This is a genomic window from Tunturibacter gelidoferens, from assembly GCF_040358255.1.
In the GTDB taxonomy this organism is placed as follows: Bacteria; Acidobacteriota; Terriglobia; order Terriglobales; family Acidobacteriaceae; genus Edaphobacter; species Edaphobacter gelidiferens.
Genome location: NZ_CP132938.1, coordinates 4,635,911 through 4,659,281, shown reverse-complemented (window position 1 = coordinate 4,659,281; position 23,371 = coordinate 4,635,911). Strand labels below are relative to the sequence as shown.

Annotated in this window: 23 protein-coding genes; 13 read left to right on the top strand and 10 right to left on the bottom strand. The window is 59.7% G+C overall.

Annotation, left to right across the window (positions count from 1 at the left end; translation table 11 throughout):
* Positions 1-174 precede the first annotated feature (174 nt).
* The 5 genes from RBB81_RS20100 to RBB81_RS20080 are packed head-to-tail and all read left to right on the top strand — an operon-like array spanning position 175 to position 4,627.
* Entirely contained in the window at positions 175-1,308 is a 1,134-nt protein-coding gene (locus RBB81_RS20100) for a hypothetical protein (RefSeq protein ID WP_183787632.1), read from the top strand.
* Complete coding sequence (locus tag RBB81_RS20095) at positions 1,308-2,069, top strand: PilN domain-containing protein (protein WP_183787633.1); 762 nt, start codon at positions 1,308-1,310, stop codon at positions 2,067-2,069. The genes RBB81_RS20100 and RBB81_RS20095 overlap by 1 nt, the downstream gene beginning before the upstream one ends.
* The gene (locus tag RBB81_RS20090) at positions 2,066-2,764 is read left to right on the top strand and encodes a hypothetical protein (RefSeq protein WP_353071860.1); all 699 of its coding nucleotides are present in this window, start codon (positions 2,066-2,068) and stop codon (positions 2,762-2,764) included. Before RBB81_RS20095 ends, RBB81_RS20090 begins: the two co-directional genes overlap by 4 nt.
* Complete coding sequence (locus tag RBB81_RS20085; RefSeq protein ID WP_179584978.1) at positions 2,761-3,393, top strand: hypothetical protein; 633 nt, start codon at positions 2,761-2,763, stop codon at positions 3,391-3,393. Before RBB81_RS20090 ends, RBB81_RS20085 begins: the two co-directional genes overlap by 4 nt.
* Before the next feature lie 25 nt (positions 3,394-3,418).
* Positions 3,419-4,627, top strand: coding sequence for a type II secretion system protein (locus RBB81_RS20080; protein ID WP_353071859.1), 1,209 nt, complete (start codon positions 3,419-3,421; stop codon positions 4,625-4,627).
* Between the two features lie 47 nt (positions 4,628-4,674).
* Here the strand turns inward: RBB81_RS20080 and RBB81_RS20075 are convergent, their stop codons facing one another.
* Together RBB81_RS20075 and RBB81_RS20070 are read right to left on the bottom strand one after the other, a co-directional pair.
* Positions 4,675-5,712: a WD40/YVTN/BNR-like repeat-containing protein gene (locus RBB81_RS20075; protein WP_353071858.1), complete on the bottom strand. Its 1,038-nt coding sequence runs from the start codon at positions 5,710-5,712 to the stop codon at positions 4,675-4,677.
* A 376-nt stretch (positions 5,713-6,088) separates the two neighbouring features.
* Positions 6,089-6,454, bottom strand: coding sequence for a VOC family protein (locus RBB81_RS20070; protein WP_353071857.1), 366 nt, complete (start codon positions 6,452-6,454; stop codon positions 6,089-6,091).
* A 132-nt stretch (positions 6,455-6,586) separates the two neighbouring features.
* On the opposite strand from RBB81_RS20070, the gene RBB81_RS20065 reads away from it, so the two are divergent.
* Positions 6,587-8,212, top strand: coding sequence for a hypothetical protein (locus tag RBB81_RS20065; protein ID WP_353071856.1), 1,626 nt, complete (start codon positions 6,587-6,589; stop codon positions 8,210-8,212).
* An 8-nt stretch (positions 8,213-8,220) separates the two neighbouring features.
* Positions 8,221-8,841, top strand: a complete 621-nt coding sequence (locus RBB81_RS20060; protein ID WP_353071855.1) for a hypothetical protein — start codon at positions 8,221-8,223, stop codon at positions 8,839-8,841.
* 8 nt (positions 8,842-8,849) lie between these two features.
* Here RBB81_RS20060 and RBB81_RS20055 read toward each other — a convergent pair whose 3' ends face one another.
* Positions 8,850-11,492: a penicillin acylase family protein gene (locus tag RBB81_RS20055; RefSeq protein WP_353071854.1), complete on the bottom strand. Its 2,643-nt coding sequence runs from the start codon at positions 11,490-11,492 to the stop codon at positions 8,850-8,852.
* A 154-nt stretch (positions 11,493-11,646) separates the two neighbouring features.
* On the opposite strand from RBB81_RS20055, the gene RBB81_RS20050 reads away from it, so the two are divergent.
* Positions 11,647-13,269 carry a Na+/H+ antiporter gene (locus tag RBB81_RS20050; RefSeq protein ID WP_179584968.1) on the top strand — a complete coding sequence of 541 codons (1,623 nt, stop codon included), beginning with the start codon at positions 11,647-11,649 and terminating at the stop codon, positions 13,267-13,269.
* 31 nt (positions 13,270-13,300) lie between these two features.
* Here RBB81_RS20050 and RBB81_RS20045 read toward each other — a convergent pair whose 3' ends face one another.
* Complete coding sequence (locus RBB81_RS20045; RefSeq protein ID WP_353071853.1) at positions 13,301-14,368, bottom strand: CPBP family intramembrane glutamic endopeptidase; 1,068 nt, start codon at positions 14,366-14,368, stop codon at positions 13,301-13,303.
* 147 nt (positions 14,369-14,515) lie between these two features.
* On the opposite strand from RBB81_RS20045, the gene RBB81_RS20040 reads away from it, so the two are divergent.
* Positions 14,516-15,517, top strand: a complete 1,002-nt coding sequence (locus RBB81_RS20040) for a DHH family phosphoesterase (RefSeq protein ID WP_179584964.1) — start codon at positions 14,516-14,518, stop codon at positions 15,515-15,517.
* 196 nt (positions 15,518-15,713) lie between these two features.
* Here the strand turns inward: RBB81_RS20040 and rseP are convergent, their stop codons facing one another.
* Positions 15,714-17,102, bottom strand: a complete 1,389-nt coding sequence (gene rseP / locus RBB81_RS20035) for an RIP metalloprotease RseP (protein WP_353071852.1) — start codon at positions 17,100-17,102, stop codon at positions 15,714-15,716.
* Positions 17,103-17,140: 38 nt separating this feature from the next.
* Positions 17,141-18,331 carry a 1-deoxy-D-xylulose-5-phosphate reductoisomerase gene (locus tag RBB81_RS20030; RefSeq protein WP_353071851.1) on the bottom strand — a complete coding sequence of 397 codons (1,191 nt, stop codon included), beginning with the start codon at positions 18,329-18,331 and terminating at the stop codon, positions 17,141-17,143.
* Positions 18,332-18,725: 394 nt separating this feature from the next.
* Here RBB81_RS20030 and RBB81_RS20025 point away from each other — a divergent pair, with 394 nt between their 5' ends.
* Entirely contained in the window at positions 18,726-18,989 is a 264-nt protein-coding gene (locus tag RBB81_RS20025) for a hypothetical protein (protein ID WP_183787642.1), read from the top strand.
* Here RBB81_RS20025 and RBB81_RS20020 read toward each other — a convergent pair.
* A complete protein-coding gene (locus RBB81_RS20020) occupies positions 18,986-19,279 on the bottom strand; it encodes a GIY-YIG nuclease family protein (RefSeq protein ID WP_353071850.1) in 294 nt (97 codons plus the stop codon). The genes RBB81_RS20025 and RBB81_RS20020 overlap by 4 nt on opposite strands.
* Positions 19,280-19,550: 271 nt before the next feature.
* Entirely contained in the window at positions 19,551-20,414 is an 864-nt protein-coding gene (locus RBB81_RS20015) for a phosphatidate cytidylyltransferase (protein ID WP_353071849.1), read from the bottom strand.
* 134 nt (positions 20,415-20,548) lie between these two features.
* On the opposite strand from RBB81_RS20015, the gene RBB81_RS20010 reads away from it, so the two are divergent.
* Genes RBB81_RS20010 through RBB81_RS20000 form a run of 3 tightly spaced genes read left to right on the top strand, consistent with a single transcriptional unit; the run spans position 20,549 to position 21,430 of the window.
* The gene (locus tag RBB81_RS20010) at positions 20,549-20,692 is read left to right on the top strand and encodes a hypothetical protein (protein WP_353071848.1); all 144 of its coding nucleotides are present in this window, start codon (positions 20,549-20,551) and stop codon (positions 20,690-20,692) included.
* The gene (locus tag RBB81_RS20005; protein ID WP_221272727.1) at positions 20,656-21,105 is read left to right on the top strand and encodes a PadR family transcriptional regulator; all 450 of its coding nucleotides are present in this window, start codon (positions 20,656-20,658) and stop codon (positions 21,103-21,105) included. Before RBB81_RS20010 ends, RBB81_RS20005 begins: the two co-directional genes overlap by 37 nt.
* Position 21,106: 1 nt before the next feature.
* The gene (locus RBB81_RS20000) at positions 21,107-21,430 is read left to right on the top strand and encodes a DUF3861 domain-containing protein (RefSeq protein WP_353071847.1); all 324 of its coding nucleotides are present in this window, start codon (positions 21,107-21,109) and stop codon (positions 21,428-21,430) included.
* A gap of 1 nt (position 21,431) precedes the next feature.
* On the opposite strand, the gene RBB81_RS19995 is transcribed toward RBB81_RS20000, so the two are convergent.
* Together RBB81_RS19995 and RBB81_RS19990 are read right to left on the bottom strand one after the other, a co-directional pair.
* Positions 21,432-22,418, bottom strand: coding sequence for an isoprenyl transferase (locus RBB81_RS19995; protein WP_353071846.1), 987 nt, complete (start codon positions 22,416-22,418; stop codon positions 21,432-21,434).
* Positions 22,419-22,712: 294 nt separating this feature from the next.
* A complete protein-coding gene (locus RBB81_RS19990) occupies positions 22,713-23,246 on the bottom strand; it encodes a helix-turn-helix domain-containing protein (RefSeq protein WP_179584948.1) in 534 nt (177 codons plus the stop codon).
* Positions 23,247-23,371: the final 125 nt, after the last annotated feature.

The window sequence follows — 23,371 nt, the reverse complement described above, 5'->3', positions numbered from 1 at the left end:
CACAGCGCTTGGCTGGGAATGGCTAACTCGACATGGCGATGGCCCGCGGTAGTCTTCATCGTCTGCATTCGCTCGCTATGGATTTATGTCTTCGCAAAACGATGGCTTTTAATAGGTCAAGCGCATTCTGAGAGTAAGTAGCTTGATGAAGAAAAACAGGTAGTCTAGGACGGAATGGAAATTTTACCGAAGACATTGGGCACGCGGCCGCGGCTGGCGGTTGAGGTTCGCGCAGAGGGCGTCGTGGCGGCGCGGGCTGAAGATGCCTCTGCTCTGCTGACCGCTGTGGCACGAGTTGACCTGGCGAATGGCGCGCTGGCTCCTGGACTGAAGCATGGCAACCTCGTTGATAAGACTTGCGTGTCGTTAGCGGTGCGCAAGGCGCTCGACACGGTTTCGGGGCGTGGGTCGTCCGATCGGGCAGAGCGGGGCGCGGGGCGCCTTCGGGATGTGACGCTGGTGGTGCCGGATTCGGCGGTGCGTGTGTTGTTTCTGGACTTCGAACAGCTGCCCACCAAAGTGGCGGAGGCTCTACCTCTGGTGCGGTTTCGTTTGAAGAAGCTGCTGCCCTTCGACGCGGATGATGCGATGGTGAGCTACCAGGTGATGTCGAGCGAGAAGGGAACGATCAAGCTACTGGCGGTTGCGATCCCGAAGGCTGTGCTCGAAGAGTACGAGGCGATGGTGCTGGCTGCGGGATATCTGCCGGGCGCGGTGCTGCCGAGTACGCTGGCTGCGCTGGCGGGCCTGGACGAGACGCCGTCGCCGGTGCTGGTGGTTAACGCCGGGCTCGGTTCGGTGACGACGGCGATTGTGCAGGCGGGAGTTCTGCTGCTGCATCGTTCTGTGGATATGGGTGCGGGGGCGAGTGCGGGTGCTCCGGTTGAACTGGTTGAGAGCGCGATACCGCTGGTGGATCGGGAGAGTTCGGTGCAGGAGTGGGCGCGGCAGGAGCCGCTGGGGCCGGATGGATGGGATCGGTTCGATGCGCCTTCTGGAATGCCGCCTTCGGTGATGAATTCGGCTTTGGTGCGAGAGATTGAGGCGCAGGCAGCGGCGCGTGAAGTGGCGCAGGCGGTGAGCGTGGCGGCGGCTTACTTTGAAGACTCGTTGCATACGGCTCCTGAGCAGTTGCTGATCGCGGGAACACTGGACGCGGGGACGCTGACGGCGGCGACCGAAGAGAACGGGCTGGAGGGCCTGCGGGTGCGCGAGATGATGGATGCAGGGATGATGGAGGCGGGAGCGGTGACGGCGAGTGTGCCGCGAGGCTGGCTGGCCGGCGTCCGGGGAGCGCTGAAGAACTGATGCGAATCTCTGTCAATCTTGCGAATCGACCGTTCATTGAGCTGAGGCCGTTGTTTGCGAAGCTTCGGCTGGCGATGGTGGTGCTGGCGCTGCTGGCGGTGGGGTTGGGGTTTGCGCTGCACTCGCTGAATGCCAAAGCCCGCGTGGCGCAGGCGCAGATGGACGCGCTGAAGGCGAAGACGCAGAGGTATCAGAACGAGCGCCAGGCGAACGAAGCGAGGATGCACCAGCCGCAGAATATGGCAGTGCTGGAGCGGTCGCGTTTTCTGAACCAGATGTTTGCCGAGAAGAGCTTCAGCTGGACGGCCGTGATGATGGACCTCGAGAAGGTGCTGCCGGTTGGGGTGCAGGTGACCAGCATCGATCCGGCGATTACGAAGGAAGGCGATGTGAATATTCGGCTGCGGGTGAGCGGCGATCGCGACAAGGCAGTGCAGCTGGTAAGAAATCTGGAGACGTCGCAACGGTTCCTTTCGCCGAGGCTTGCTTCGGAGCAGGCGCAGACGCAGGAGGGAAACCGGAACGCGGCGCAGGTGATGGCTCCGGGTGCGGTGCAGTTCGATGTGTTGAGTGGATACAACCCGCTGCCGGAGAGGTCTGCGAAGGATGTCGCGGCGAAGGGCAGGGGCGGTGCAGCGGAGGGTGATTCGCCCGCGGACGGGGTGAAGAAGAAGAGAGCGACGGCTCCGAAGAGCGCATCTCCTGCATCTCCAAAAAGCGGCTTGGCGAAGACTCCAGCGCAGAAGGGAGCTGCGCGATGACAACGGTAGCCGAGAAGAAGCGAACCGCAGTTGCGGCGAAGCAGTGGGCCGAGAAGGCGAGCCGTCTGGGCACCCTGAAGAACTTCCATATCGCAGGAGTCGTGGCGCTGGGGCTGGTGAATCTTTACCTGCTGGCGCATATGGCCTTCGCGTGGCGCGCGGCGAACAGCCAGAATGCGGCTGCGTTGGCGGACCAGATGGTACAGATGAAGACGGCGGAGATCGCAAGACAGCCACTGGAAGGTTTGGACGAGAAGCTGGCGCAGGCCACGAAGGATGCAGACAAGTTCTACAAGCAGCGGCTGCCGTTTGCGAACTCCGAGGTGGCTGGAGAGCTGGGCGCATTGGCGAAGAAGCAGGGAGTGAAGCTGACGCGGGTGCAGTATGCCTACTCGCCGGTGATGGATGGGACCGTCGGCGCACTGACCGAGGCGCGGATGGATGCGAGCTTGAGTGGGGACTACCGGCCGCTGGTGCTGTTTATCAACTTGCTGGAGCGGGACAAGATGTACTTCCTGATCACGGGGCTTACACTGACCGGGCAGCAGAGCGGGACGGTCGGGCTAAGGCTGCGGCTGACGACTTACCTGCGGTCGCCGGTGGGGACCGAAGGCTCGGAGAAGAGCGTAGCTGGTGCTGGTGAGAAGGCGGCTGAAAGCACCTCGGAAGCGACTGCGGCGGGAGGCCAGCGATGATGCGGCTGACTGCGGATCAACAGAAGAAGGGCGCTGCGATCGTTGCGTTCGTGCTGGTTGCGGCTGGCGTCTTGTACTACGAGCTGCGTGATGACAGCCCTGCTCCGGTGGCGCCGCCTGTGGTCGTCACGGCTCCGGCGAGGTCTGCTCCTGCTGCGGGGGCGGTTGTTGCGCTGCCGTCGGGAAATATCGCGGGTGCGGCGGCGAAGAAGCTTGGGACGACCTCGGCACAGCTTGATCCGACGTTGCGAATGGATGCGATGCTGGTGACCGAGTCATTGGTGTACTCGGGTGGTGGACGGAATATATTTTCGGCGAACTCTGCCCCGATTGATATCCCAAAGCCGATTGTGCCAGTCAGAACGGTGAAGGCTCCGCCGCCGGGTCCGCCGCCACCTCCACCTGGTCCGCCTCCACCACCTCCGATCGACCTGAAGTTCTTTGGTACCGCGACCGCCGCGGACGGAACACGCAGAGCATTTCTGCTGCACGGGGAGGATGTGTTTCTGGCCTCCAATGGCGATATCGTGCAGCGGCGGTATAAGGTGATAACGATCTCGGCCAACTCCGTGCAGGTGGAGGATATGGCGAACAACAATACGCAGACGCTGCCGCTGTTGGCGCGGTGAGACTGCGAAGCTGGAGGTAGATGCGATGAGGAAGCTTCGCCCCGGTTTTCGGCTCGGTGACCGCAATCCCCGTGTGTGCGCGAAGGGTGATCTGCGCGTCGGGGATCTGCACATTGATGACCTCCACATTGATGTTCGACACGGAGAGCAGGGCTTCATGCTGGTGGGGCTGATCGTCGCGATCTTCATCATTCTGCTGGTGCTGGGAATCGCGGCTCCGAAGATGGCGCAGGAGCTGAGGCGCGAGAAGGAGGTCGAGGCGGTCCATCGCGGAAACCAGTACGTGCGCGCGATCCAGCTCTACTACCGCAAGAACAACTCCTATCCGGGCACGATGGATGCGCTGGCGAAGGGAACGCCTGTGAAGTATCTGCGTCAGGAGTACGTCGATCCTTTCACGGGCAAGGCGGATTGGCGATTGATTCACGTCGGCGAGGCGAAGACTACAGTGAAGGGATTCTTCGGCAAGCCATTGACGGGTCTTGCGCCGGGGTTGGGTTCGGCCGCGGGCCTGGCATCTCCTGGGGCGGCCGGGGCGGGAGCCGCAGGTTCCTCGTCGGCATTTGGGTCTTCGAGCGGCAGCGCATTCGGTTCATCGGGGGCAGGGTCGGGGTCAAGCGCCTTTGGGGGCTCTTCCGGAACTACGCTGGGAGGTACAAGCTCCGCCGGGGCTACCTCGGGTGGCACCACGGGAGCTGGAAGCTCAAGCCCGGGTGCGGCGAGCGGAGCGACGGGTTCAACGGACAGCTCGGGAGCCGCCTCGACTGGGACCGGCACGAACAGCACGTTGGGATCTGCAGCCGGAATTGCCAGTCAATCCACTGGTGGTTTTTCGGGGGGTGGAGCACCGTTCGTCGGTGTTGGCATTCCCAAAGAGGGCACCTCGATCAAGGTGCTGAACGAGCAGACGTCGTACAACACGTGGGAGTTTATCTACGATCCCCGGATTGAACAGATGAAAGCCGCCGCAGGTCTACAAGGCGGAGGAACGCAGGGACTTGGATCGGCTGGCGGACTGAGCTCAGGCGTTGGAGGTGCTGGGACCGGTACTGGAACCTCTGGATTCGGGTCGTCGGGGAGTTCGGGCTTCGGCTCTTCGCCTAGTTCCGGATTTGGATCGTCACCCAGCTCAGGATTTGGCTCATCGCCAAGTTCGGGCTTCGGATCGTCTCCCGCATCCGGTTCGCAAGGGAGTGGCACAACTACTCCGACTACACCGCAGCAGCCTCAGTGATCCTTTGCGGCTCCGGTGCTGCTCCGGAAATCATAGCTGCGTGGCGACTACGGTTTCTTTGTAACCGCTGCCTTTTGATCGATAGTGCGCAGGCGGCCGATACGTCCGTGTGGACCCACAACAAAGGGAAGCGATAGCGCGTTCCAGTTTTTGTCTGTATCTTCAGGGTCGGTCGGTGAGGGCGTAAGCGGACGCCAGTTTTTTCCATCGTCGTTTGAGATGTCGGTGCCGTTCGGGCCTACCGTGATCCAGAGTTTCTGATCGGCATCCCACGCGACGGCGGAGCGATAGCCGTGGGGTGGGGTTGTGGAGGAGATTACTCTTTGCCGCTCAGATCCGAAGAAGACCACGCCCCCAAGTGAGTTGTTTTCCCGGTGTGGCAGATATGCACACGCACCGACACTATCTGGAGATTCATAGTTTCCTCCCACAACCATCAAGTCGTCTTTGTAGGGTTGGGTCTGTCTGCTTGCAATAGAGAAAGCTCCCGAACTTTTGTTGGAAGAAAATGGAAGCTTCGTTACTGTAAATTTGAATTTCGTCTCATTGTCGAACGGATTGTGTGGCTCCGCCGAAAACAAACGCGACCCGCCTTCGCCACCGGTAATGAAGCGAATCTCGTTTGGCCTGAGTGTGACGACAACACTATTGCTCGCTGCAAAAAGAGATTCTCTCGTGTTCGCGTTGATCGGTCCTAATCGTTTGTATGCATTCACTTCATCATCTTTCGCCCATATTTCCCAAGAGTCTCCTCCGTTTTGCGTTGTATAAACAGCAAATTGACCATTCACGGGATCGCCGACAAGAACGCCAGACCGGTGGTCATTGGACTGCCGTTTCTTTGGCAAGAAATCAAACCTAATTGAATCCCAGAAGCCGTCTTTGTCCGGGTTCGTGAAGATGAGCTTCCAAGTCTGGCAACCATCCGTGGTTTTGTAGAGTCGGGACTGATCGCCCGGGCCGCTGGACATCACGATGGCGGTGTTTTCGTCGAAGGCCTGGACGCCGCGGAAGTCGAGCTTCTCCGCACCGGGTGGAATCGCGCAGGTCTGCCAGAGGTAGCCACCGTCTTCGGTGCGCAGCACGGTACCATCAGTGCCGCTGGCCCACGCGACTCCTCCGCCGACGTTGTGAATGCCGCGCAGGCTGGCGGTGGTGTGGGACTCTTCGATATCCCATTGAGCGTAGGCGAAGCTTGCGGCTTGTGTCGTTCCCAGAGTGAGGGCCAGGGTGAGCGCCAAAAGAAGGTGAGAGGATCGCATCTGCTGACTAGTGTATGACGGAGCCCTGACCGAAGCGTGTAGGTGAACCTGAGGAGAGCGGTTCGTCCTGCGCACGAAGTCCCACACAATCGCGATGAGACCGCGAGTATGGGCACCCGCACCTTGCGATGCATCGGGCTCCGGCGATATGACCACAGGAATGGCCGAGTTGCGCGGAGCGGTGGCGATGAGTCGCAGGTTAGAGCTTTTGTTGCCAGAGGCCGAGTGCTGCGCCGGTGGGGTCGCTGATAACGCTGAACCAGCCCATGTTCGGTACCTCTTGAACGTCGACGTGGACTTGCGCACCCAGGCCTGCGGCCTGTTTTGTTGCTGCGTGAATGTCATCGACTGCGACATAGGGCAGCCAGGACGATGGCGCTCCCGGGACGGGCTGTGTCATCATGCCGCCGCCAGGGCCGCCGCCCTCCGGTTTGAACATGGAGTAGGTCATTCCTTCTCCATATTGGGTGTCGGTGATCTCCCAGCCAAACATGTCCGTGTAAAAGCTCTTCGCTTTTGCGAGGTTGGTGCTGCCTAACTCCAGGTGACAGAAGGGGTGTGCCATTGAGTTGTCCTCTTTTTTCAAGATGGTGTTTCGCGGCCCGCGTGCACGAAAAGGATTTTACTCGGAAACGGTTTACAGGGTTGTGACACCATTCTTCAAAGAGTGGAAGCCTGCGATCCCCGGAGGAGTTCCATGATGAGACGCATTGGATGGATCGGAGTGCTGAGTCTGGTATGCGCTGGGATGGGCGCAGCGAGGATGGCGGCGCAGAACGGGACAAACCATAAAGGCGGCTCGACCTCCGGAACGTCGTACAAGCGGCAGCAACCGGCACCGAAGGGAGTTCCTGCCGCTGGGGCGAAGGTGGCGCCAACGAATGCGCAGAAGCAGCCGTTGGTGCAGCCTCAACCGACAGGTACCCTCAAGCCACTCCAGACGCTTCCTTATCAATCGCCAACAGCGAGTGCGCCGGCGAAGGGGGCGTCGGCCACTGTTCCGACGCAGCCGTCCGGATCTGCGCCAGCGGCGAATCCCGCTAACCAGCTGTACATGAACTGGCAACCGATCGGGACGAGGACAACTGGATCGGCTTCGACGCCTATACCTACGCCTACGCCTACACCAACACCTACGCCTACGCCTACACCAACACCAACACCTACACCTACACCAACACCTACACCAACACCTACACCAACACCTACACCTACACCTACACCAACACCTACACCAACACCTACACCAACACCTACACCTACACGAGACACCACGGGAGCCTCGACCGGGTGGGGAACGATTGGGTCAAATTCGCCGCCAGGGACGGCGCAAAACCCGAATGCTTCAGGCGAAGGCTCGAAGGAGTCACCGGGGACTGGATCGAACTCGCTACCATCAACGACAAAAAATCCGCCGCCTGCTACCGGTATGACTACCCGGCACCCTCCGCGCTGGCCGCCGAAAGGATCGCAGACGCCGGCACCGACGTATCCGCGACATCCTCCGAAGACGCCACCACCGCTGATTCCGTCGTATGGGGCGCTGCCGCCGTATGGATATCGGCCGCCGCTGCCGCAACAGATCACTTCGCAGGCGCCAGGTTTGCCGCCCCCGCAGACGGTGCAGCCGTCTGACAACGGACAACCACCACAACCGGTTCAGAGCGCGCAGACACCAGCAGGGCCGACACCGAGTGCGCCGCCGTCGACAGCTCAGACCTCAGAGGCGCCGTCGGTGAATACACAGACGCCACAGCCTCAAGCGTCGTCGAGTCCGGACCATCCAAAGAGCATTCCTGCGATCGAACCGCCGCCGTCCGGATTGAGTCCGGTTATCCCTCTGGTGCCATCGGCGGTCGCTCTGACCTTAACTCCTTCATCCCTTCGACCGGTGGTAGGAAGAAAGATCGTCGTGGTGCCGGCGTTGACGCCGTCGCATGCTGGGACGAGCTACCAGCTGAACTGGGGCGACGGTTCGGCGATGGAGACTGTAAGCGATTCGGGCACACATCGTTATGCGAAGCCGAAGTTATACAAGGTATCGGCCAGGGCCGTGGTGGGGACCAGCGAGTTGAACCGCGAGATTCTGCTGCAGGTGGGCCCGGTGGTCCCGCCGTGGGTTGCTGTGCTGCTTACGACAATCGCAGGAGTGGGGCTCTGGGGCATGCACACGCTGGTGAAGGTGACTACAGGCTGCCGCTGGGACGTGCCGAAGATGAAGTTGTTAGGCAGAGAGACGTATGTGTCGCTGAGTTTTGTATCTGATATGGGGCCCGCTGAAGAGCGCATCACGTTTTCGAAAAAGAGACGCAGGTCCGGATAGGAGCAGCGATGACAGAGACAGCCGAGGAGAACAGAACGAAAGAAGCGACTGCAGTTCTTACCGAGAATATGAGCATAGGAGATCTGTTTTCGCTGGTCTCGGGCGGCGAGGCGGAGACCGACCTGAAGGCTGGGCTCGGTGCGGAGGAGTTGACGGATCTGCGCAAGAAAGTCCCGAAGATGATCTCCTGGAGCAGCGTACAGGAGGGTGTGACCGATTCGCTGGCGGAGGCGATGCATGTAAGCGTGTTGGCAACGCTGGCGAACGGATGGAAGCATTACTCGAAGTTTATGGAAGACGTGCGGCAGAGCCGGAGCAACCCGGAGATGGAGATTGTCTCAGCGATCGCCGACCACTCCATCCACTCCACCCTGCACCCGTATGTGGATGTCCGGCTGGCAGGAGTGAAGGTTCACGAGATCGCGTTCGATGTCGGACTTGTGACCACGATTCGGGGGCTGCTGCTGGGGTTGAAGAAGGGCGAGATCGTCTCGGTAGAGCTTGGGGAGTGCGAGTGGTCCGGAAAGATTGCGGTGGCGGAGGTGGATGTGCTTGAGCGAAAGCTCAAAAAGCTGAAACTTCCAGGGCATCTACGCCTGCAGGATGGCATCGCGATTCCTCTCAGTTGAGACCGTCGCTACTTCGGAGTGAGCGTCAAGGTGTGAGTGGTGGCGGCATCGACTGCTGCATGGCTGAAGGGCAGGGGAAACGTGGTGCCGTGATACCAGGCTGGCCACTGATCCATGAACCAGACGCTCAGAGGATTGGAGGATTCGCCGAGGACGAGGTTTAGGGTGCTGTTGTCGAGTTCGGATAGATCGGCAGTGAAGCGCTCGGAGGGGCCGAAGCTGTGGCCTACCTGCTTGACAGTGACGTCGTCGCCGCTTTGGGGCTGGGGGCCGGGGCTGGTGGGCAGGCCGAGGACGCGCTGAAGGATCGGAGACTGGCCATAGATGGGGTGTTCGATGTTGATGGGCCGGAACTCTCCGTAGTGCCACCTGGAGAGATCGGCTGGAGCGTGGCTATCGGCGAGGGCTTTTGAGACGGCGGCGGTGAGGAAGTCGTCCCAGCAGGAATAGGCCGGGGGAAGCCAGCGGCTGGGGGTGTGCATGATGAGCCACTCTTCCGCGTAGGATTTGTTGCCCCAGGTGTAGAGAGCCGCTCCAGTGCGGCGGACTCCAGGCTGAAGATCCGATTTTGTTCCGGGCTGCGACGTGAACTGCGGGTCGAGCAGGAGTGGCCACAGCGCGGCGCGAGTAGCAACGACGATGGCGGGAGCCGCGGCGTCCGCTTCCACGTTGCCGTTCCAGTCGCGGAGAAGATCGGCAGCCTGGTGAAGACGTTTTGCGGCGACCTTTTCTGTCGTGAACTCGGCTTTGGTGGTGTGATCGAGGGCATAGGCGAGACGCTGAGCGATGACGTGATCGACATCGGAGTATACGTCGGTCTGGAGCGCGAGCATGTCTGCGGCGGTGAGGTGGTCTTTGGTCTCGGCGGCGCGCGCAGTGAGGACCTTCCAGATGCGCTCATTGCGGTAGGGAGCGGCCCAGTTGAGAGTGATGGGGTAGGGATAGTCGTCGCTTGTGACGCGGGCGTTCGCGGTGGCGAGGATGCCGTTGGGCGGGTCGGTCGCCTGCGGCAGGTTGTCATAGGGAATCGTGCCAACCCAATCCTGCGCGGGGTCGAGCGCGTCGGCGGGAACCGGGCTGATGGGGCTTGGCGTAACGATATTGCCGCGAATCGGAATCTTTCCGACGGCATGGTAGCCGATGTGGCCCTGGTCATCCGCATAGACGAGATTCTGCGCAGGGCCGCCAAAGCTGGAGAAGGCAGAGATAAGGCCGGCGCCGTCGGTTGCCGTATCGACGGCCAAAAACGATGGCGAAATGTTTGCGGGATCGTAGATCGTCCAGCGAAGGGAGAGGCTGCGCTTCTCGCTGGGAAAGATGCCCGAGATGACAGGCGTATTCACGCCGCCGTGCTGAGTGGCAGGCACATCAAGGACAACATCCTTCGCTCCTTTGACGTGGATGATCTCCTGTTGGTGAATCACCGCATGCCAGGCGCTGTCGTGCGTTTGATACTCCATCGTGTCGCCACTACCGCGTATGTGTTCGACGTAGACATCCTGCACCTCAGCGCCGAGATTCGTAAATCCCCATGCCACATGGGCGTTGTGGCCGACGATGATAAACGGGACGCCGGGCAGTGAGACGCCGGAGACGTGCAGATCTCCACTCGGCGCGGGTGCTTCAAGATCCGCTTCATACCAGATCCCCGGAATATTATGCGCGAGGTGCATGTCGTTGGAGAGCAGCGGCTTGCCTGTAGCCGTGTGAGCGCCTGAGACGACCCAGTCGTTCGACCCCGCAAAGCATCCGTCGCACACAGGATTTTTCAGTATCTGTTGCAGGGCGAGCAGATCTTCGGGACTCGCAGTAGGAAGCGCCGGTCTCCGAAGTTTCGTCTGCGATTCGTCGAGTGGAATATCCGGAATATCCTGCTGCGGCGCAGTCAGATCGATCAGCGGCTGAGCCGGCGGATGGTCGCGCCACGAGCCCACAGGATACAGGTCCCCAACCAGATGCGAAGGCAGCCGCGCTGTCAGCGCCTCGCGATTCAACTCCTGCGGAAAGCTGTTCGTAAGATCCTGAAACATCACCAGGCCAATCAGAAGACTGTCGCGCGGAGTCCACGGCGCAGGCACATAACGCAGCAGGCGAAACTCGAGCGGCAGATGAGCGCTCTGGTCGGCGATCGAAGCATTGACGCCAGCGGCATAGCGCTCAAGCAGATGAAGCTGATCTGCCGGGAGAGTAGCCAGCGCACGATCGGCCGCAGCGCGAATCTGCAGCGTGCGTTGAGCGCGATCGTGCTCAAGCAGAGGCGCACCGAGGATCTCCGCAAGGTTGCCCGCGGCGTGTCGGCGCAGCGCATCCATCTGCCACAGCCGGTCCTGCGCGGTCACATATCCCTGCGCCGTCACCAGATCGTCAAGCGAACTTGCCCGAAGATGAGGAACGCCATGGCCGTCGCGCTGAACCGAGACTGGAGCGGACAACCCAGAGATGGAGATGACTCCATCCAGCTGCGGCAGAGCATCGTGCATCGCCTGGCGAGTCCAATGGCGCGCGTAGAAGAAACCAACCGCGCCGGAAACCAACACGAGCAAAGTAAAAATAACGACGAGTCGATAAAAGATCCGTCTGCGCTGAACCCGCAGGGCGGTGCGGGCTTCTTCCGGGGAGGCTGCTGCGGCGATCGATTCGTACGGGTTCATAGCCTTGATCGAAGTGTAAATGGAGTGCGGGAATCTGCGCGCAACTCGACATCGCCTCGCACATGTCATTTAATCTGGTTTACTTGGCATCAGTTTCAGAGACACTGGACGTAGTTTCGTTTGCAACGCGGTGCCGGACCGAAACGAGGGTGTTATGGAAGCTGGATCGAGTCTGCATGCTGTCGAGACAGTCATTCTTCTTCTGCTGGTGCTGGTCGCCGGTTTTGCGGCGATGGCGCGGCGGATCAAGGTGCCCTATCCCATCGTGCTGGTGCTGGCGGGGCTGATCATCAGCTTCCTGCCGCGTATGCCGCGTGTTCCGCTCGATCCGAACGTCGTCTTCGTGGTCTTTCTGCCGCCGCTGCTGTACGCGTCCGCGTGGTGGATGTCCTGGCGTGAGTTTCGCCGCAACGCAATCTTGATAAGCCTGATGGCGTTCGGGCTGGTCGGCTTCACGGTGTGGGGCGTAGCGGAGTTCTCCGAGCACTTCATCACTGCGCTCGACTGGAAGGCTGGCTTTCTGCTCGGTGCGGTCGTCGCAACAACAGACGCGATCGCCGCAACCTCGATTGCAAAGTCCATCGGCCTGCCCAGGCGGATCGTCGACATCCTGGAAGGTGAAAGCCTGTTGAACGATGCGACCGGTCTGCTGGCGCTCGAGATTGGACTTGGAATCATCCAGGGCGGTGAGACCCCGACGCTGGGCGGGGGCCTGGCGAGGCTGCTGTATCTGGTAATCGGAGGCATCGGGATCGGCCTGCTGATCGGGGTGATCGTGGGCTGGCTGGAAAAGTTCATCGACTACGGTCCGGTCGAGCTCGTGGTGAGTCTCGTCGTTCCGTACGCAGCTTACATCGCAGGAGAGCACGCCAAGGCCTCAGGAGTTCTGGCAGTCGTGGCGTGCGGAATCTACCTGAGCCGCAAGAGTACGCAGTTCTTTTCGCCGGAGGTGCGTCTGCAGGTGCATGGCGCCTGGGACGCACTGACCTTCATGCTGAATGGCCTGGTCTTTGTGCTGATCGGATTGCAGCTGCCCTACGTCCTGAACGGGATTCACGGCAAGTTCGGCAGGGGAACGCTGATCTTTTACGGAGCCGTCTTCAGCGTGGTGCTGATCGTGCTGCGAATGGTCTGGGTCTTTCCGGCCATCAAGATCGCGTCGTATGTGGAACGGCGATGGATGGGGCATCAAGAGGAGGAACTGCGCCCGCGCGAGGTCTTCGTCGTCGGATGGACAGGAATGCGCGGTGTCATCGCGCTGGCTGCGGCGTTCTCTGTTCCGGAGATGCTGGGAAACGGTAGAGCTGAGACAAGAAACCTGATCGTGTTTCTGGCGTTCTGTGTCATCCTAGTCACCCTCGTGCTCCAGGGTCTTACGCTGCCCGCGTTGATTCGCGCGCTGGGACTGGCCGGCGTACCGGGCATGGATCCGGAGGAGAAGGAGGCACGGAGAATCGTACTTCGTGCGGCGCTTCATCATCTTGAGGAGGAACGCAAGCGGCAAGGGCAGGACGCAGAGCATCTATACGACGACCTGATTCATCGGTACAGGCACAAGCTTGCAGCCGTCGGCGGTGGCGAAGAAGGAGATCTTGAGGCCGCCGACACCGAGACGATGACACGTCTGCGAAGCATCCTGGAAGATGCCTTGCAGGCCGAGCGACGCACGCTGATCAGTCTGCGCGACAGGGGGCGGATCAGTGATGACACGTTGCGGACGATGGAGCGCGAGTTGGACCTCGCCGAGACCAGGTATCAGGGGACGCCGATCGCGTAGCTCTGGCATGCCGTAAACCTTCCAGATGGAACTACTCCAATCCAGCTCCCCTGATGACACCATCCTGAGACTCGACCGGTGGCTCCAGGAGCCGGGTATAGCCCGCGTTGGTGCGCGGCAGCGTGAAGACGATGACCGCGATAATCAGGATGATGATCGGCAGGATGACGACGCTGCCTTCAGGACCCGTTGTGCCTCCACTCAGCAGCGGCTTGCCGACGGGGTGGGTAGCGAGGAGGTGGTGTTGCACCATGATGCCGCTGTCGGCTACTCCGTAGAGGAAGGATTGGCCCCAGTCCCAGGTAGTGTGAAAGCCGACGGCCCACCAGAGAGAGCCGGTACGCCAGAGGACGAGACAGAACATCATCGAGGCGATACCTGCGGTAAGCAGCCCGATGGGCGACTCTCCGGGATTGCTGCCGTGGATCAGGCCAAAAAACGTTGAAAAGATGACAGCCGAAGTCCAGAAGGCAAGAACGTTGCTGTGAAGAGTTTTGAAGGCTGATCGAAAGAGGCCGGCCAGGCCGCGAGTGAGCGTGTACTGGAGATAGCCACGAGTGAAGTACTCCTCCAGTAAACCGACAGCGAAGAACAACGCCAGCCACTGCGCGCCGTAGCGGAGTATGTCGCTGCCAAAGAGGAGGCGATTGTCGAAGACAAGAAAACCAGCCTTCCAGAGGATGAGAATGAACGGTGTGAGGCAGATGATGCCCCAGGCGAGCCCCGCGACAAAGTGCGGGAGCTTGCTGGCACCTCCAAGACCGTAGACGCCGATAGGGCGGCGCTCCACCTTCGACATGATCCACGTGATGATCCCAACTCCGAACAGCGGTACGGCCTCGTTCAGAAACATGAAGTAGAAGGGGATAGTGTGGTCCGGCGAGGTGTGGTGGGTGGGTGGATGAATCTTGTGCGTGATGAAGTTCGCGAGAAAGAGAAAGGCCGCGAAGAGAGCAATAAAGATGAGCATGCTCCAGCCGGCGCGAAGCCCGTCCGTGCCGAAGAACACATGGCGCAGCGGCGAGGGTCGCTCGATCGGAGAGTGCGGGGTCGGAGGAAGCGGCGTGTCGGGCAATGGATCTTGGGTATTGGTCTGCAAGGGAATCCTCGTAGGGCTGGATTTGGTATACGCGAAGAGCCTGCGGGAAGTTCCGCGAAGTGACAGGGATCGCGACCGATGCAGGGTGCGCTATGCTGGACTCTTCACACCTTCCAGGAAAGGTGTTGAGCACGGGAGAGAGCCGATTTGGACTGTAAGATTTTTTATCACGATAAGTGCTTCGATGGTGCTTGTTCGGCTTCGCTATTCACGCGATTTCACCGGGAGTGCGTGAAGACGGCGACCTCGTACTCCTACCATGGGCTGGTGCATCGAGCAGGCGCACTCTTCGACGAAGCCGAGTTCATCAGCGGCGAAAACGCGATCGTGGACTTTAAATACTCCGCTTCCCCCAAGGTGACCTGGTGGTTCGATCATCACCAGAGCGCGTTTTTGACGCCCGAAGACCAGATGAACTTTGAAGCAGGACAGGCCGACGGTTCGCAGCGCATGCGAAAGTTCTTCAACCCGAACTACATCTCCTGCACCAGCCTGATCGCAGACATCACGCAGGTCAACTTCGGCTTCGACACAGCTCCCATGCTGGAGCTGATCCAGTGGGCCGACATCGTCGACGGCGCGCGGTACGAAAGCGCCAAGGCCGCAGTCGAGATGGCCGAGCCTGCGATGAAGCTGACGATGGTCATCGAAAGCTCCGCCGACGGCACCCTGGTGAAGAGACTGATTCCGCTTCTGACCGAGATGAGTCTGCAGCAGGTTCTGGACCAGGGATTCGTTCAGGAGCAGCTTGGCCCGTTGATGGGCCGGCACTGGGCCGCGCTTGAGCTCATCAAACAGCGAGCCACCGTCGACCAGGGCGTGATCACCTTCGACATCTCCGACCAGCCGACCGAGGGATACAACAAGTTCATCCCGTACTACCTGCATCCTGACGCAACCTACAACGTGGGGTTGAGCAAATCGAGCTTCCGAACCAAGGTGTCCGTAGGAACCAACCCGTGGACCAAGCTGATGCCTTCGGAGCTGGTCAATCTCGCTGCCATCTGCGAGCGCTACGGCGGGGGAGGCCACGCTCGCGTAGGCGCGATCAGCTTTCCCCCTGATCGCGAGGACGAAGCGCGACAGGCAGTCGGCGAGATCGTGGCGGAGCTGCGAGCAGCTTCAACCGGCCCCGAAAAAAATAGTTGAAAAAGTTGGCGTATTTTTTCCACCTGGAAAAGTGACGGTCAATGCACCACATTCACCATGCATCCCACCACGTTCTCACCACCAAAACACCACACCAAAAACACTCTTTTTCTAAAACACCCTCAAAAAATACCAGCAAAAACAACAAACCCCGGAGCGAACCATGCTCGCTCCGGGGTTTTGTTGTTTTTCTAAACTAAGGTTTAAGTTTTGTAAAAAGATTGAGCTTCGTCAGATCGTTGAAGATGACGAACGCAAAGAACGCCAGCAGGCAAACAAACGCAACCTGGTACACGCGCTCCTTGATCTGCTGATTTACATCCCGCCGCATGATCGTTTCAATCAGCAAAAACAGGATCATGCCGCCGTCGAGAATCGGAATCGGCAGCAGGTTGAAGATCCCCAGATTCAACGAGATGTAGCTCATCAAGCCAATCAAAGGCATCCAGCCCGGCATCTGCGCCGCCTGATGAATCTGCTGCCCAATCCCAATCGGACTCTGCAAACTCTTAACCGAAACCTGCCGGGTAAACAGCCGTTTCAGAACCTCAACGATAAGAAGAGAGCCTTTTTTGTTGAACTCCCACGACGCAACCATTGCCTTACCCAGCGGCAGCCTCTCTACTTTGACGGGAGGCTGCACAGCCACAAAACCTAGCCGGTAGTCCTTTTCCTTAGGTCCACCGGGAGTCTCTGCTAGCTCCGGAGTGACCTGAATTGGTAAAGTCTGCGTCGTGCCATCAGGCGCAGTGCGTTGAATCAAAAGGGCCGCGGGCTTACCAGCCTGATTCTGAAGATAGGACAACAGTGCAGGAACGGAGTGCAACTGAAGCCCGTCGATACTGAGGATCTTGTCGTGGGGCTTGAGCCCCGCGTGGGCTGCGGGCATGTTGGGCTCAAGCGAGTCGACCTGAACGGGCGTCGTCTGCATCTTCGGAATGAGACCAAGGTTGTCGAGAGAAAAGTCGTCGGGTGCGCCCTTGTTTTCAACGAAGAGTTTGGTGTCGGTGCGCTGGCCGTTGCGGATGAAGGAGAACGGCACGGTCTGGTTGAGATTCAGAAGGGAGCGTATTCCGACCTGGTCCCAAGTGGGGTTTTCGATGGAATCATAGTGGACGATAGTGTCGCCGCTACCGATGCCGGTCCTGCTTGCGGGCGTGTTCGGGGTGATGTAATCGGTGTGAGCAGGCCCGTCGATGAACTCCTGCACCTCGTTGTGGAGCATGGAGACGCCGGTCATGAGGCCGAGGGCGAGGATGAAGTTTGCGATCGGGCCTGCGAGTGCGACCAGGATGCGCTGCCAGCGGGGATGGGCGTTGAAGTCGCCGGGATCGGTTGTGCGAGGCTCGTCCGTCTCAATGGTCTGGAAGGACATTTCGCCGGCCATCTTGACGTAGCCGCCCAGAGGAACGGCGGCGATCTGGTATTCGGTGTCGCCGCGGCGGAAGCCGAAGAGGCGCTTGCCGAAGCCGATGGAAAAGACCTCGACGCGGATACCACAGAGCTTGGCGACCGCGAAGTGGCCGAACTCGTGGACCAGAACCATGATGCCGAGGACGATGAGAAGCTGGATGATTGTTGCCATGAAGTTCGGGAGGACCTCGTTACTTGGTTGGCTGCAGGCTACCGTTGGGCGCCGGTGAGTTGGCGGGCAATCACTTCGCGCGCAGAGGCACGCGCGGCAAGATCTGCATCAAGCACATCGAGGATAGACGCCGGAGATTGACCGGAAGTTAGCTGCAGCACAGCATCTATTGTACGCGGGATGCCAAGGAAGGGGATACGTCCTTCGAGGAATGCGGCTACGGCGATCTCGTCGGCGGCGTTGAGGGCGATGCAGGCGTTGCCACCGGTTTCGGCTGCTTCGTAGGCGAGTCGGAGACAGGGGAATCGATTGAGATCGGGCTGGGAGAAGTCCAGCTGCGAGAGTGTGGTGAGGTCGAAGGTGAGGGCCTCTTTTTCAGTCACGGCGACGCGCTCTGGATAAGCGAGGGCGTAGAGGATGGGGAGGCGCATGTCGGTGACGGAGATCTGGGCGAGGATGCTGCCGTCGACGAACTCGACGAGGGAGTGGACTGTGGATTGAGGGTGGATGGTGGTGCGGACCCGGCTGGCAGGGAGGTTGAAGAGGCGGCAGGCTTCGATGACCTCGAAGCCTTTGTTCATCATGGTGGCGGAGTCGATGGTGATGCGCTGGCCCATGACCCAGGTGGGATGCTTGAGGGCCTGCTGCGGGGTGATGTTCTCGAACTCGGCGAGGGGAGTGTTGCGGAAGGGGCCACCCGATGCTGTGAGCCAGATCTGCTTCACTTCGGCTGCGGTGCCGCCGCGCATGCACTGGTGAACGGCGTTGTGCTCGGAGTCGATGGGGAGGAGGGCTACGTTGTGTTGCTTTGCCGCGGCGATGATGAGCTCGCCTGCGGCTACGAGGCACTCCTTGTTGGCGAGGCCGATGGTCTTGCCGGCGCAGACTGCGGCGTAGGTGGCTTCGAGGCCGGCTACGCCTACGATGGCCGACACTACGAAGTTGACCTCAGGCAGCGTGGCGACATGGATGGTGCCTTTGCTGCCATGGACGACTTCGATGTTGGTGATGCCTTCGGCTTTAAGGCGAGTCAGCAGAGCGGCTGCGAGGGCTTCGGTGGCGAGGGAGATGACTCTGGGCCGCCAGCGTAGGCACTGGGCGAAGGCATCGTCGATGTTGGTGCCAGCGGCGAGGGAGACGACCTGGTAACGGTCGGGGAAGGATTCGCAGATGGAGAGAGTGCTGTGGCCGATCGAGCCGGTCGAGCCGAGGATTGCTAGCTTTCTCACGAGGCCTCGGCCTCGGGGTCTATGGGGTGCTTTGGATTCTCAAGGTGGCTGGCGGCGCGCAGCGTGGCTGGCCTGCCGAAGGGGTCTCCCCCCCTATTACCTGCGCGTAAGTCTTTTCCTTGCATAGATATGGGGGTCGCGTTGTCTCGTAAATATTTCATATACAAAGGGTTACTTGCAAATATGTCCAGTCAAAGGAGTTACGTCGCATCCTTGGTAAACGTCGGGGTTTACTTCAGAACTACTTCAAGTATAGCCGGTTGAGGGAAACTAATACGCCATGCGAATTCCCTTGATTGAGGAGGGTTTGAGCTGTTTCGGGGCTTGACAAGATTTGGCCGCGAGGGCTCTTCCGGGGAATTTGTGCGATTTGGGTGAGAAAGGGGTGGACGGTATGGGTGGGTCCGACCTCTTCGGGATCCTTCGCTGCGCTCAGGATGACAGCAAAGGCGAGGATTCGACGGCAGAGGCGACTGCACAGGCTGAGGATTCGATGGCACAGTCGATTGATTTGACTGCACAGGCTAATGATTCGATGGCAGAGGCTGATGATTTGATGGCGCGGGCTGATGCGAGGCGAGAGCGGGCACGGCAGTTGAGAGATCGCGGGTTTCTTCGACTCTTATTTCTGGTCGGCTATGTTCTGGTGTGGGGTTAGGATTGCCAGCCGTATTGGGCGGCGAGGTCTTTGAAGTCAGGGTTTTGCTGGAGGATGAGAGCTAGTTTTTTGGCTCGGGTCCAGCCTTTTATTTCTTTTTCTCGGGCTATGGCTGATCGGATGTCGCCGAAACGCTCGTGCAGGAAAAGACGGTTGCAATGATATTTGCTGGCGAAGGTGGATTTGATGCCGTTTTTGTGCTCGAAGAGGCGCTGGTCGAATCTGCTAGTAACGCCGGTGTAGAGGGTTCCGGTGCGGCTGCCGAGGATATAGACGTGGCCTTCTGGCATGGTTGTTTTGTGGGGAAAAACGGGTTGTTTTCGCAGAAAGGGTGGAACGGTATGGGTGGGTATGAGTGTGTCGGGATCCTTCGCTGCGCTCAGGATGACAGCAAAGGCGGACAACGGCAAGTGCAAAGGCGAACAATGGCAAGTGCAAAGGGCGGACACAGGTGCAAAGGGCGGACACGGAAAGTGCAAAGGGCGGACACGGAAAGTGCAAAGGCGGACACGGAAAGTGCAAAGGCGGACAACGGCAAGTGCGAGAACGTTTGGAGTGCCGTTAGAAGCGGCCGAGACCGAAGTAGTCCTTGAGGAGGAGGACATACCAGAGGACTGGGGCGGCGAGGAGGAGAGCGTCGATGCGGTCGAGGATGCCGCCGTGGCCGGGAAGCATGGTGCCGGAGTCCTTGACGCCTGCGCCGCGTTTGATGGCGGACTCGAGAAGGTCTCCTAGCTGGGCGGCGATGTTGAGGATCGCGGCGAGCAGGAGGGATTGCCAGAGTGGCTCGGAGATGTGAAGCAGGGTGTTGCCGTGGGCGGTGAGGGTGTCGGCGATGGCGATGACGATGCTGGCGGCGATCACGCTGCCGATGATAGAGGCGATAGAGCCCGCCCAGGTTTTGCCAGGGCTAAGACGGGGGGCGAGCTTGCGTTTGCCGAAGGCGCGGCCGATGTAAAGGGCTGCTATATCGCCGGCCCAGACACAGACCATGAGGAAGAGGACGAGCGCGGGACCATCCTCCTGTTTCCAGAGGAGGGGGACCAGCGTGAGGGGGTAGGCAATGTAGATGAGGCCGAAGAGGCCCTGGGCGGTGTCGGGCAGGACCTGGATGAGCGGGGCTCGAAAGCCGTTCCAGGCGAAGAGAATCAGGGTGAGTCCGCTGAGGACGGGAAGCTGGGACTCGACGGGAACGTTGGGGAGGGTGACGACGAAGGCGAGAGCGGTTCCGAGGGTCATCCACCAGATGGGGATGCGGAGTTTGGCTCCGTGTGCTTCTGCACCGACGGAGGCCAGCTTGAGGTATTCATAGGCTGCGAGTTCTGCAACGATGGCGCTGAAGAGTGTGATCATCCACAGCTGTCCGAAGAAGATGAGGGCGAAGACGGCGAGGATGAGAACCGTGGCGGTAAGAATGCGTTTCATGAAGTCCTGAACAGAATATATCGGAGTCGTCAAGATTATTTTATTTTATATCTTGACTTATCAAGATATATCTTAGTAATATCCAGCCATGAGAAAACTACACGAACACTTACACGAGCACTACAGAGGTTGCCATGGCACAGAAGAAGGGCGTGGTGAGAGACACAGGGACAATCAACGAGGCGGTTTTGGCGACTTTGGCGGAGGACGACATGGCTTTCGCGGGGGACGTGGAGGGCCGATGCGGTTCTTTGGGGCGGGCGATCTTCGCTACGTGATTTTGCAGCAGATTGCGGAGAAGCCGAGCCATGGATACGAGATCATCAAGTCGATCCAGGAGCGACTGGGCGGGGTGTACGCGCCGAGTCCGGGGGTTGTGTATCCGATGCTGACGATGTTGGAGGAGATGGGACACGCGACCGTGGTCTCCGAGGGCGCGCGCAAGCTTTATACGATCACGGAGGAGGGGTCGAAGTCACTGGCTGAGAATAAAGCGGTGGTGGATGCGATCTTCGCGAGGATGGACCATGCTCGCAGCGAGCAGGGGAGTGGTCGTTCTCCTCAGATTGAACGCGCGGTGGAGAACTTCCGGATGGCGCTGCGGATGAAGAAGGGTCCGCTGACGACGGAACAGATTCACGCGATTACAGACATCATTGACGCTGCTGCAAAGCAGATTGAGAGGGCTTGAGATGAACTCTTACCGTTACAAGATCACGGTGGAGGCGCTGACTGGAGCGAAGGGAGAGCCGGTGGAGGGACGGACACTGTCGTTCGAGACTGCGAACCACGACGATATTCTGGGAATTGTGGAGAGGATGCGGGCTTGGTTGCCGTTCGACAGCCATACGGTTGCGTCGCTGGGAGTTGGGCTAAAGTTGGTCTCAGAGGTAGCGCTGATGGAGCGCAACGATCCTATGTTTGCGGCGATTCGTCCGGCGCTTGGGGAGTTTGTGCGTGGATTGAAGCAGCGGCCTGAGACCATCGCATCTGAAAGTCCGCGCAGGTTGCTTTAGGCTAGTGGCGGGTAAGGACGGCGTCGGGCTTTATTTCTGATTTGTTCTCGACTTTGGCGTCCGATTTGGGGATGAGGTGGTCCTTAATCTCTGCGGCTACTTCATCCGCGGGCTCTAGGTTGTTGAGATCTTCGTCGGTGAAGCTTTCGCCGAGGCCACCGAAGCGGCGCTCGCGATGCTGGTAGGCGTTGATGGCTTCGAGGAGGTGGAGGCCGTTGAAGTCCGGCCAGAGGCGATCGGTGACGAAGATCTCGGAGTAGGCGATCTGCCAGAGCAGGAAGTTGGAGATGCGCTGTTCGCCTGATGTGCGGATGACGAGATCGGGGTCGGGCATGTGCGCGGTGTAGAGGGCGCGTGCGATGGTGGGCTCGTCGAGGGACTCGAGGGCACCGGCGCCGAGGAGGTCATCGACGGAGCAGCCGCGGGTGTGGGCTTCGGTGGTGAGGTCGGTGAGGATGGTGCGGACGGCATCGACGATCTCGGATCGGGCGCCGTAGTTGAGAGCGAGGGTGAGAGTGGTGCCGGTATTCTTTGCGGTGGACTCCGAGGCCCACTGCATGGTGTCCTGGACTTCCTGCGGCAGGTCGTGCGTGCGACCGATGTAGGCCATGCGGACGTTGTTATCGTTCATCCGCTTGACGTTTCCTACGAGGTAGCTTTTGAGCAGCTTCATGAGGAAGCTGACCTCAGACTTAGGGCGGCGCAGGTTGTTCTCGAGCGAGAAGGCGTAGAGGGTGAGCCAGGGAAGATTGATGCGGGAGGCTGTCTCTACGACGAACTGGACGGATTCGGCGCCCTTCTGGTGACCGAGGAAGCGCTTGAGGGCGCGTTTTCCGGCCCAGCGGCCGTTGCCGTCCATGATGATGGCGACGTGTTGCGGAATTTTGGCTGGATCCAGCTCTCGGTATACGCTCTGCTCTTCGGCAGAGAGCTCATGGCTGCGATTGGGAACGCGGCTGGAGTTCGGAAGGGGTGTTGATGCGCGCAAAGCGACCTCGCAGATATTGACGCTAGCACACCGTTGGTGGGCGCGCAACGAAGGACGTCGGTTTTGCAGAGCCAGAAAAGCGAGAGTGGTTGGGGGAATCCGCAGATGTAATTTTTCGTCGAGGTTGCGAGCCAACGCATCTTCGGATTGCAGAGGGTTTAGCGAGCTTCTGACGCTGAGAGATTCGTAGCGAGTACAAAGAGAACGGGCTGAAGAGAAGATCGAGCGGAGAGGAGAGCATCACCACAGTGGTGTTGCTCTCCCTGGAGGTTTTAACTACGCACGAGCTGCGGTTCAGGCAGTACGGCGGCGTCCTGCAGCCAACTCGCGAACATGGTTGAGGAAGATGGAACGTTGCAGATCGTCGAGCTGCGATGTGTACATGGCGATCTCGGCGAGGAAGGGGTCGGTCATGAGGACCGCGGTCTCGTCGCGATGGCGGGTGTTGGAGTCGCGCAGCAGGGCGGAGATGTCGACCTGGAGAGCGCGAGCGAGGCGATCGAGAGAAGACAGGGTCGGCATGGCTTTGCCATTCTCGATCTTAGAGATGTAGGTGCGAGGCACTCCCATGCGAGCTGCGAGCTGACGCTGCGAGAGATTGCGCACGTGGCGCAGGTCTCTAACGGCGCGGGCTACTTGCAGGCCGCCTTCTTGGGTTGATGGTGGGGGAACCAGCGCCAGTGGTGCTGGAGCGGGTTCGGGCTCTTCGACCTCGAGGCATTTGTGGCAGCGGCGGCACAGCGCATTTGCTGTCCGGAACTGCACCAAACTGCAGTGGTCGCAACGCAGGACCTCACGTTGTTCGACAGGTGCCATCATGGTTGCCATAAGTTTTGTTGTAGCGAAGGGACCCAGAGCAAGGACCCAGCACATGTCCGATAACGGAACATATGATGTGCCTAGATTGACACTGGGACTCGGGTGAGTCAACAAAAAAACCGCAGACAAATCCA

What these genes read in the sequence shown, in the direction of transcription:
- RBB81_RS20100 (WP_183787632.1), top strand. Translation starts at nt 175, where the DNA reads ATGGAAATTTTACCGAAGACATTGGGCACGCGGCCGCGGCTGGCGGTT.
- RBB81_RS20095 (WP_183787633.1), top strand. Translation starts at nt 1,308, where the DNA reads ATGCGAATCTCTGTCAATCTTGCGAATCGACCGTTCATTGAGCTGAGG.
- RBB81_RS20090 (WP_353071860.1), top strand. Translation starts at nt 2,066, where the DNA reads ATGACAACGGTAGCCGAGAAGAAGCGAACCGCAGTTGCGGCGAAGCAG.
- RBB81_RS20085 (WP_179584978.1), top strand. Translation starts at nt 2,761, where the DNA reads ATGATGCGGCTGACTGCGGATCAACAGAAGAAGGGCGCTGCGATCGTT.
- RBB81_RS20080 (WP_353071859.1), top strand. Translation starts at nt 3,419, where the DNA reads ATGAGGAAGCTTCGCCCCGGTTTTCGGCTCGGTGACCGCAATCCCCGT.
- RBB81_RS20070 (WP_353071857.1), bottom strand. Translation starts at nt 6,454, where the DNA reads ATGGCACACCCCTTCTGTCACCTGGAGTTAGGCAGCACCAACCTCGCA.
- RBB81_RS20065 (WP_353071856.1), top strand. Translation starts at nt 6,587, where the DNA reads ATGATGAGACGCATTGGATGGATCGGAGTGCTGAGTCTGGTATGCGCT.
- RBB81_RS20060 (WP_353071855.1), top strand. Translation starts at nt 8,221, where the DNA reads ATGACAGAGACAGCCGAGGAGAACAGAACGAAAGAAGCGACTGCAGTT.
- RBB81_RS20055 (WP_353071854.1), bottom strand. Translation starts at nt 11,492, where the DNA reads ATGAACCCGTACGAATCGATCGCCGCAGCAGCCTCCCCGGAAGAAGCC.
- RBB81_RS20050 (WP_179584968.1), top strand. Translation starts at nt 11,647, where the DNA reads ATGGAAGCTGGATCGAGTCTGCATGCTGTCGAGACAGTCATTCTTCTT.
- rseP (WP_353071852.1), bottom strand. Translation starts at nt 17,102, where the DNA reads ATGGCAACAATCATCCAGCTTCTCATCGTCCTCGGCATCATGGTTCTG.
- RBB81_RS20025 (WP_183787642.1), top strand. Translation starts at nt 18,726, where the DNA reads ATGGGTGGGTCCGACCTCTTCGGGATCCTTCGCTGCGCTCAGGATGAC.
- RBB81_RS20020 (WP_353071850.1), bottom strand. Translation starts at nt 19,279, where the DNA reads ATGCCAGAAGGCCACGTCTATATCCTCGGCAGCCGCACCGGAACCCTC.
- RBB81_RS20015 (WP_353071849.1), bottom strand. Translation starts at nt 20,414, where the DNA reads ATGAAACGCATTCTTACCGCCACGGTTCTCATCCTCGCCGTCTTCGCC.
- RBB81_RS20010 (WP_353071848.1), top strand. Translation starts at nt 20,549, where the DNA reads ATGGCACAGAAGAAGGGCGTGGTGAGAGACACAGGGACAATCAACGAG.
- RBB81_RS20005 (WP_221272727.1), top strand. Translation starts at nt 20,656, where the DNA reads ATGCGGTTCTTTGGGGCGGGCGATCTTCGCTACGTGATTTTGCAGCAG.
- RBB81_RS20000 (WP_353071847.1), top strand. Translation starts at nt 21,107, where the DNA reads ATGAACTCTTACCGTTACAAGATCACGGTGGAGGCGCTGACTGGAGCG.
- RBB81_RS19990 (WP_179584948.1), bottom strand. Translation starts at nt 23,246, where the DNA reads ATGGCAACCATGATGGCACCTGTCGAACAACGTGAGGTCCTGCGTTGC.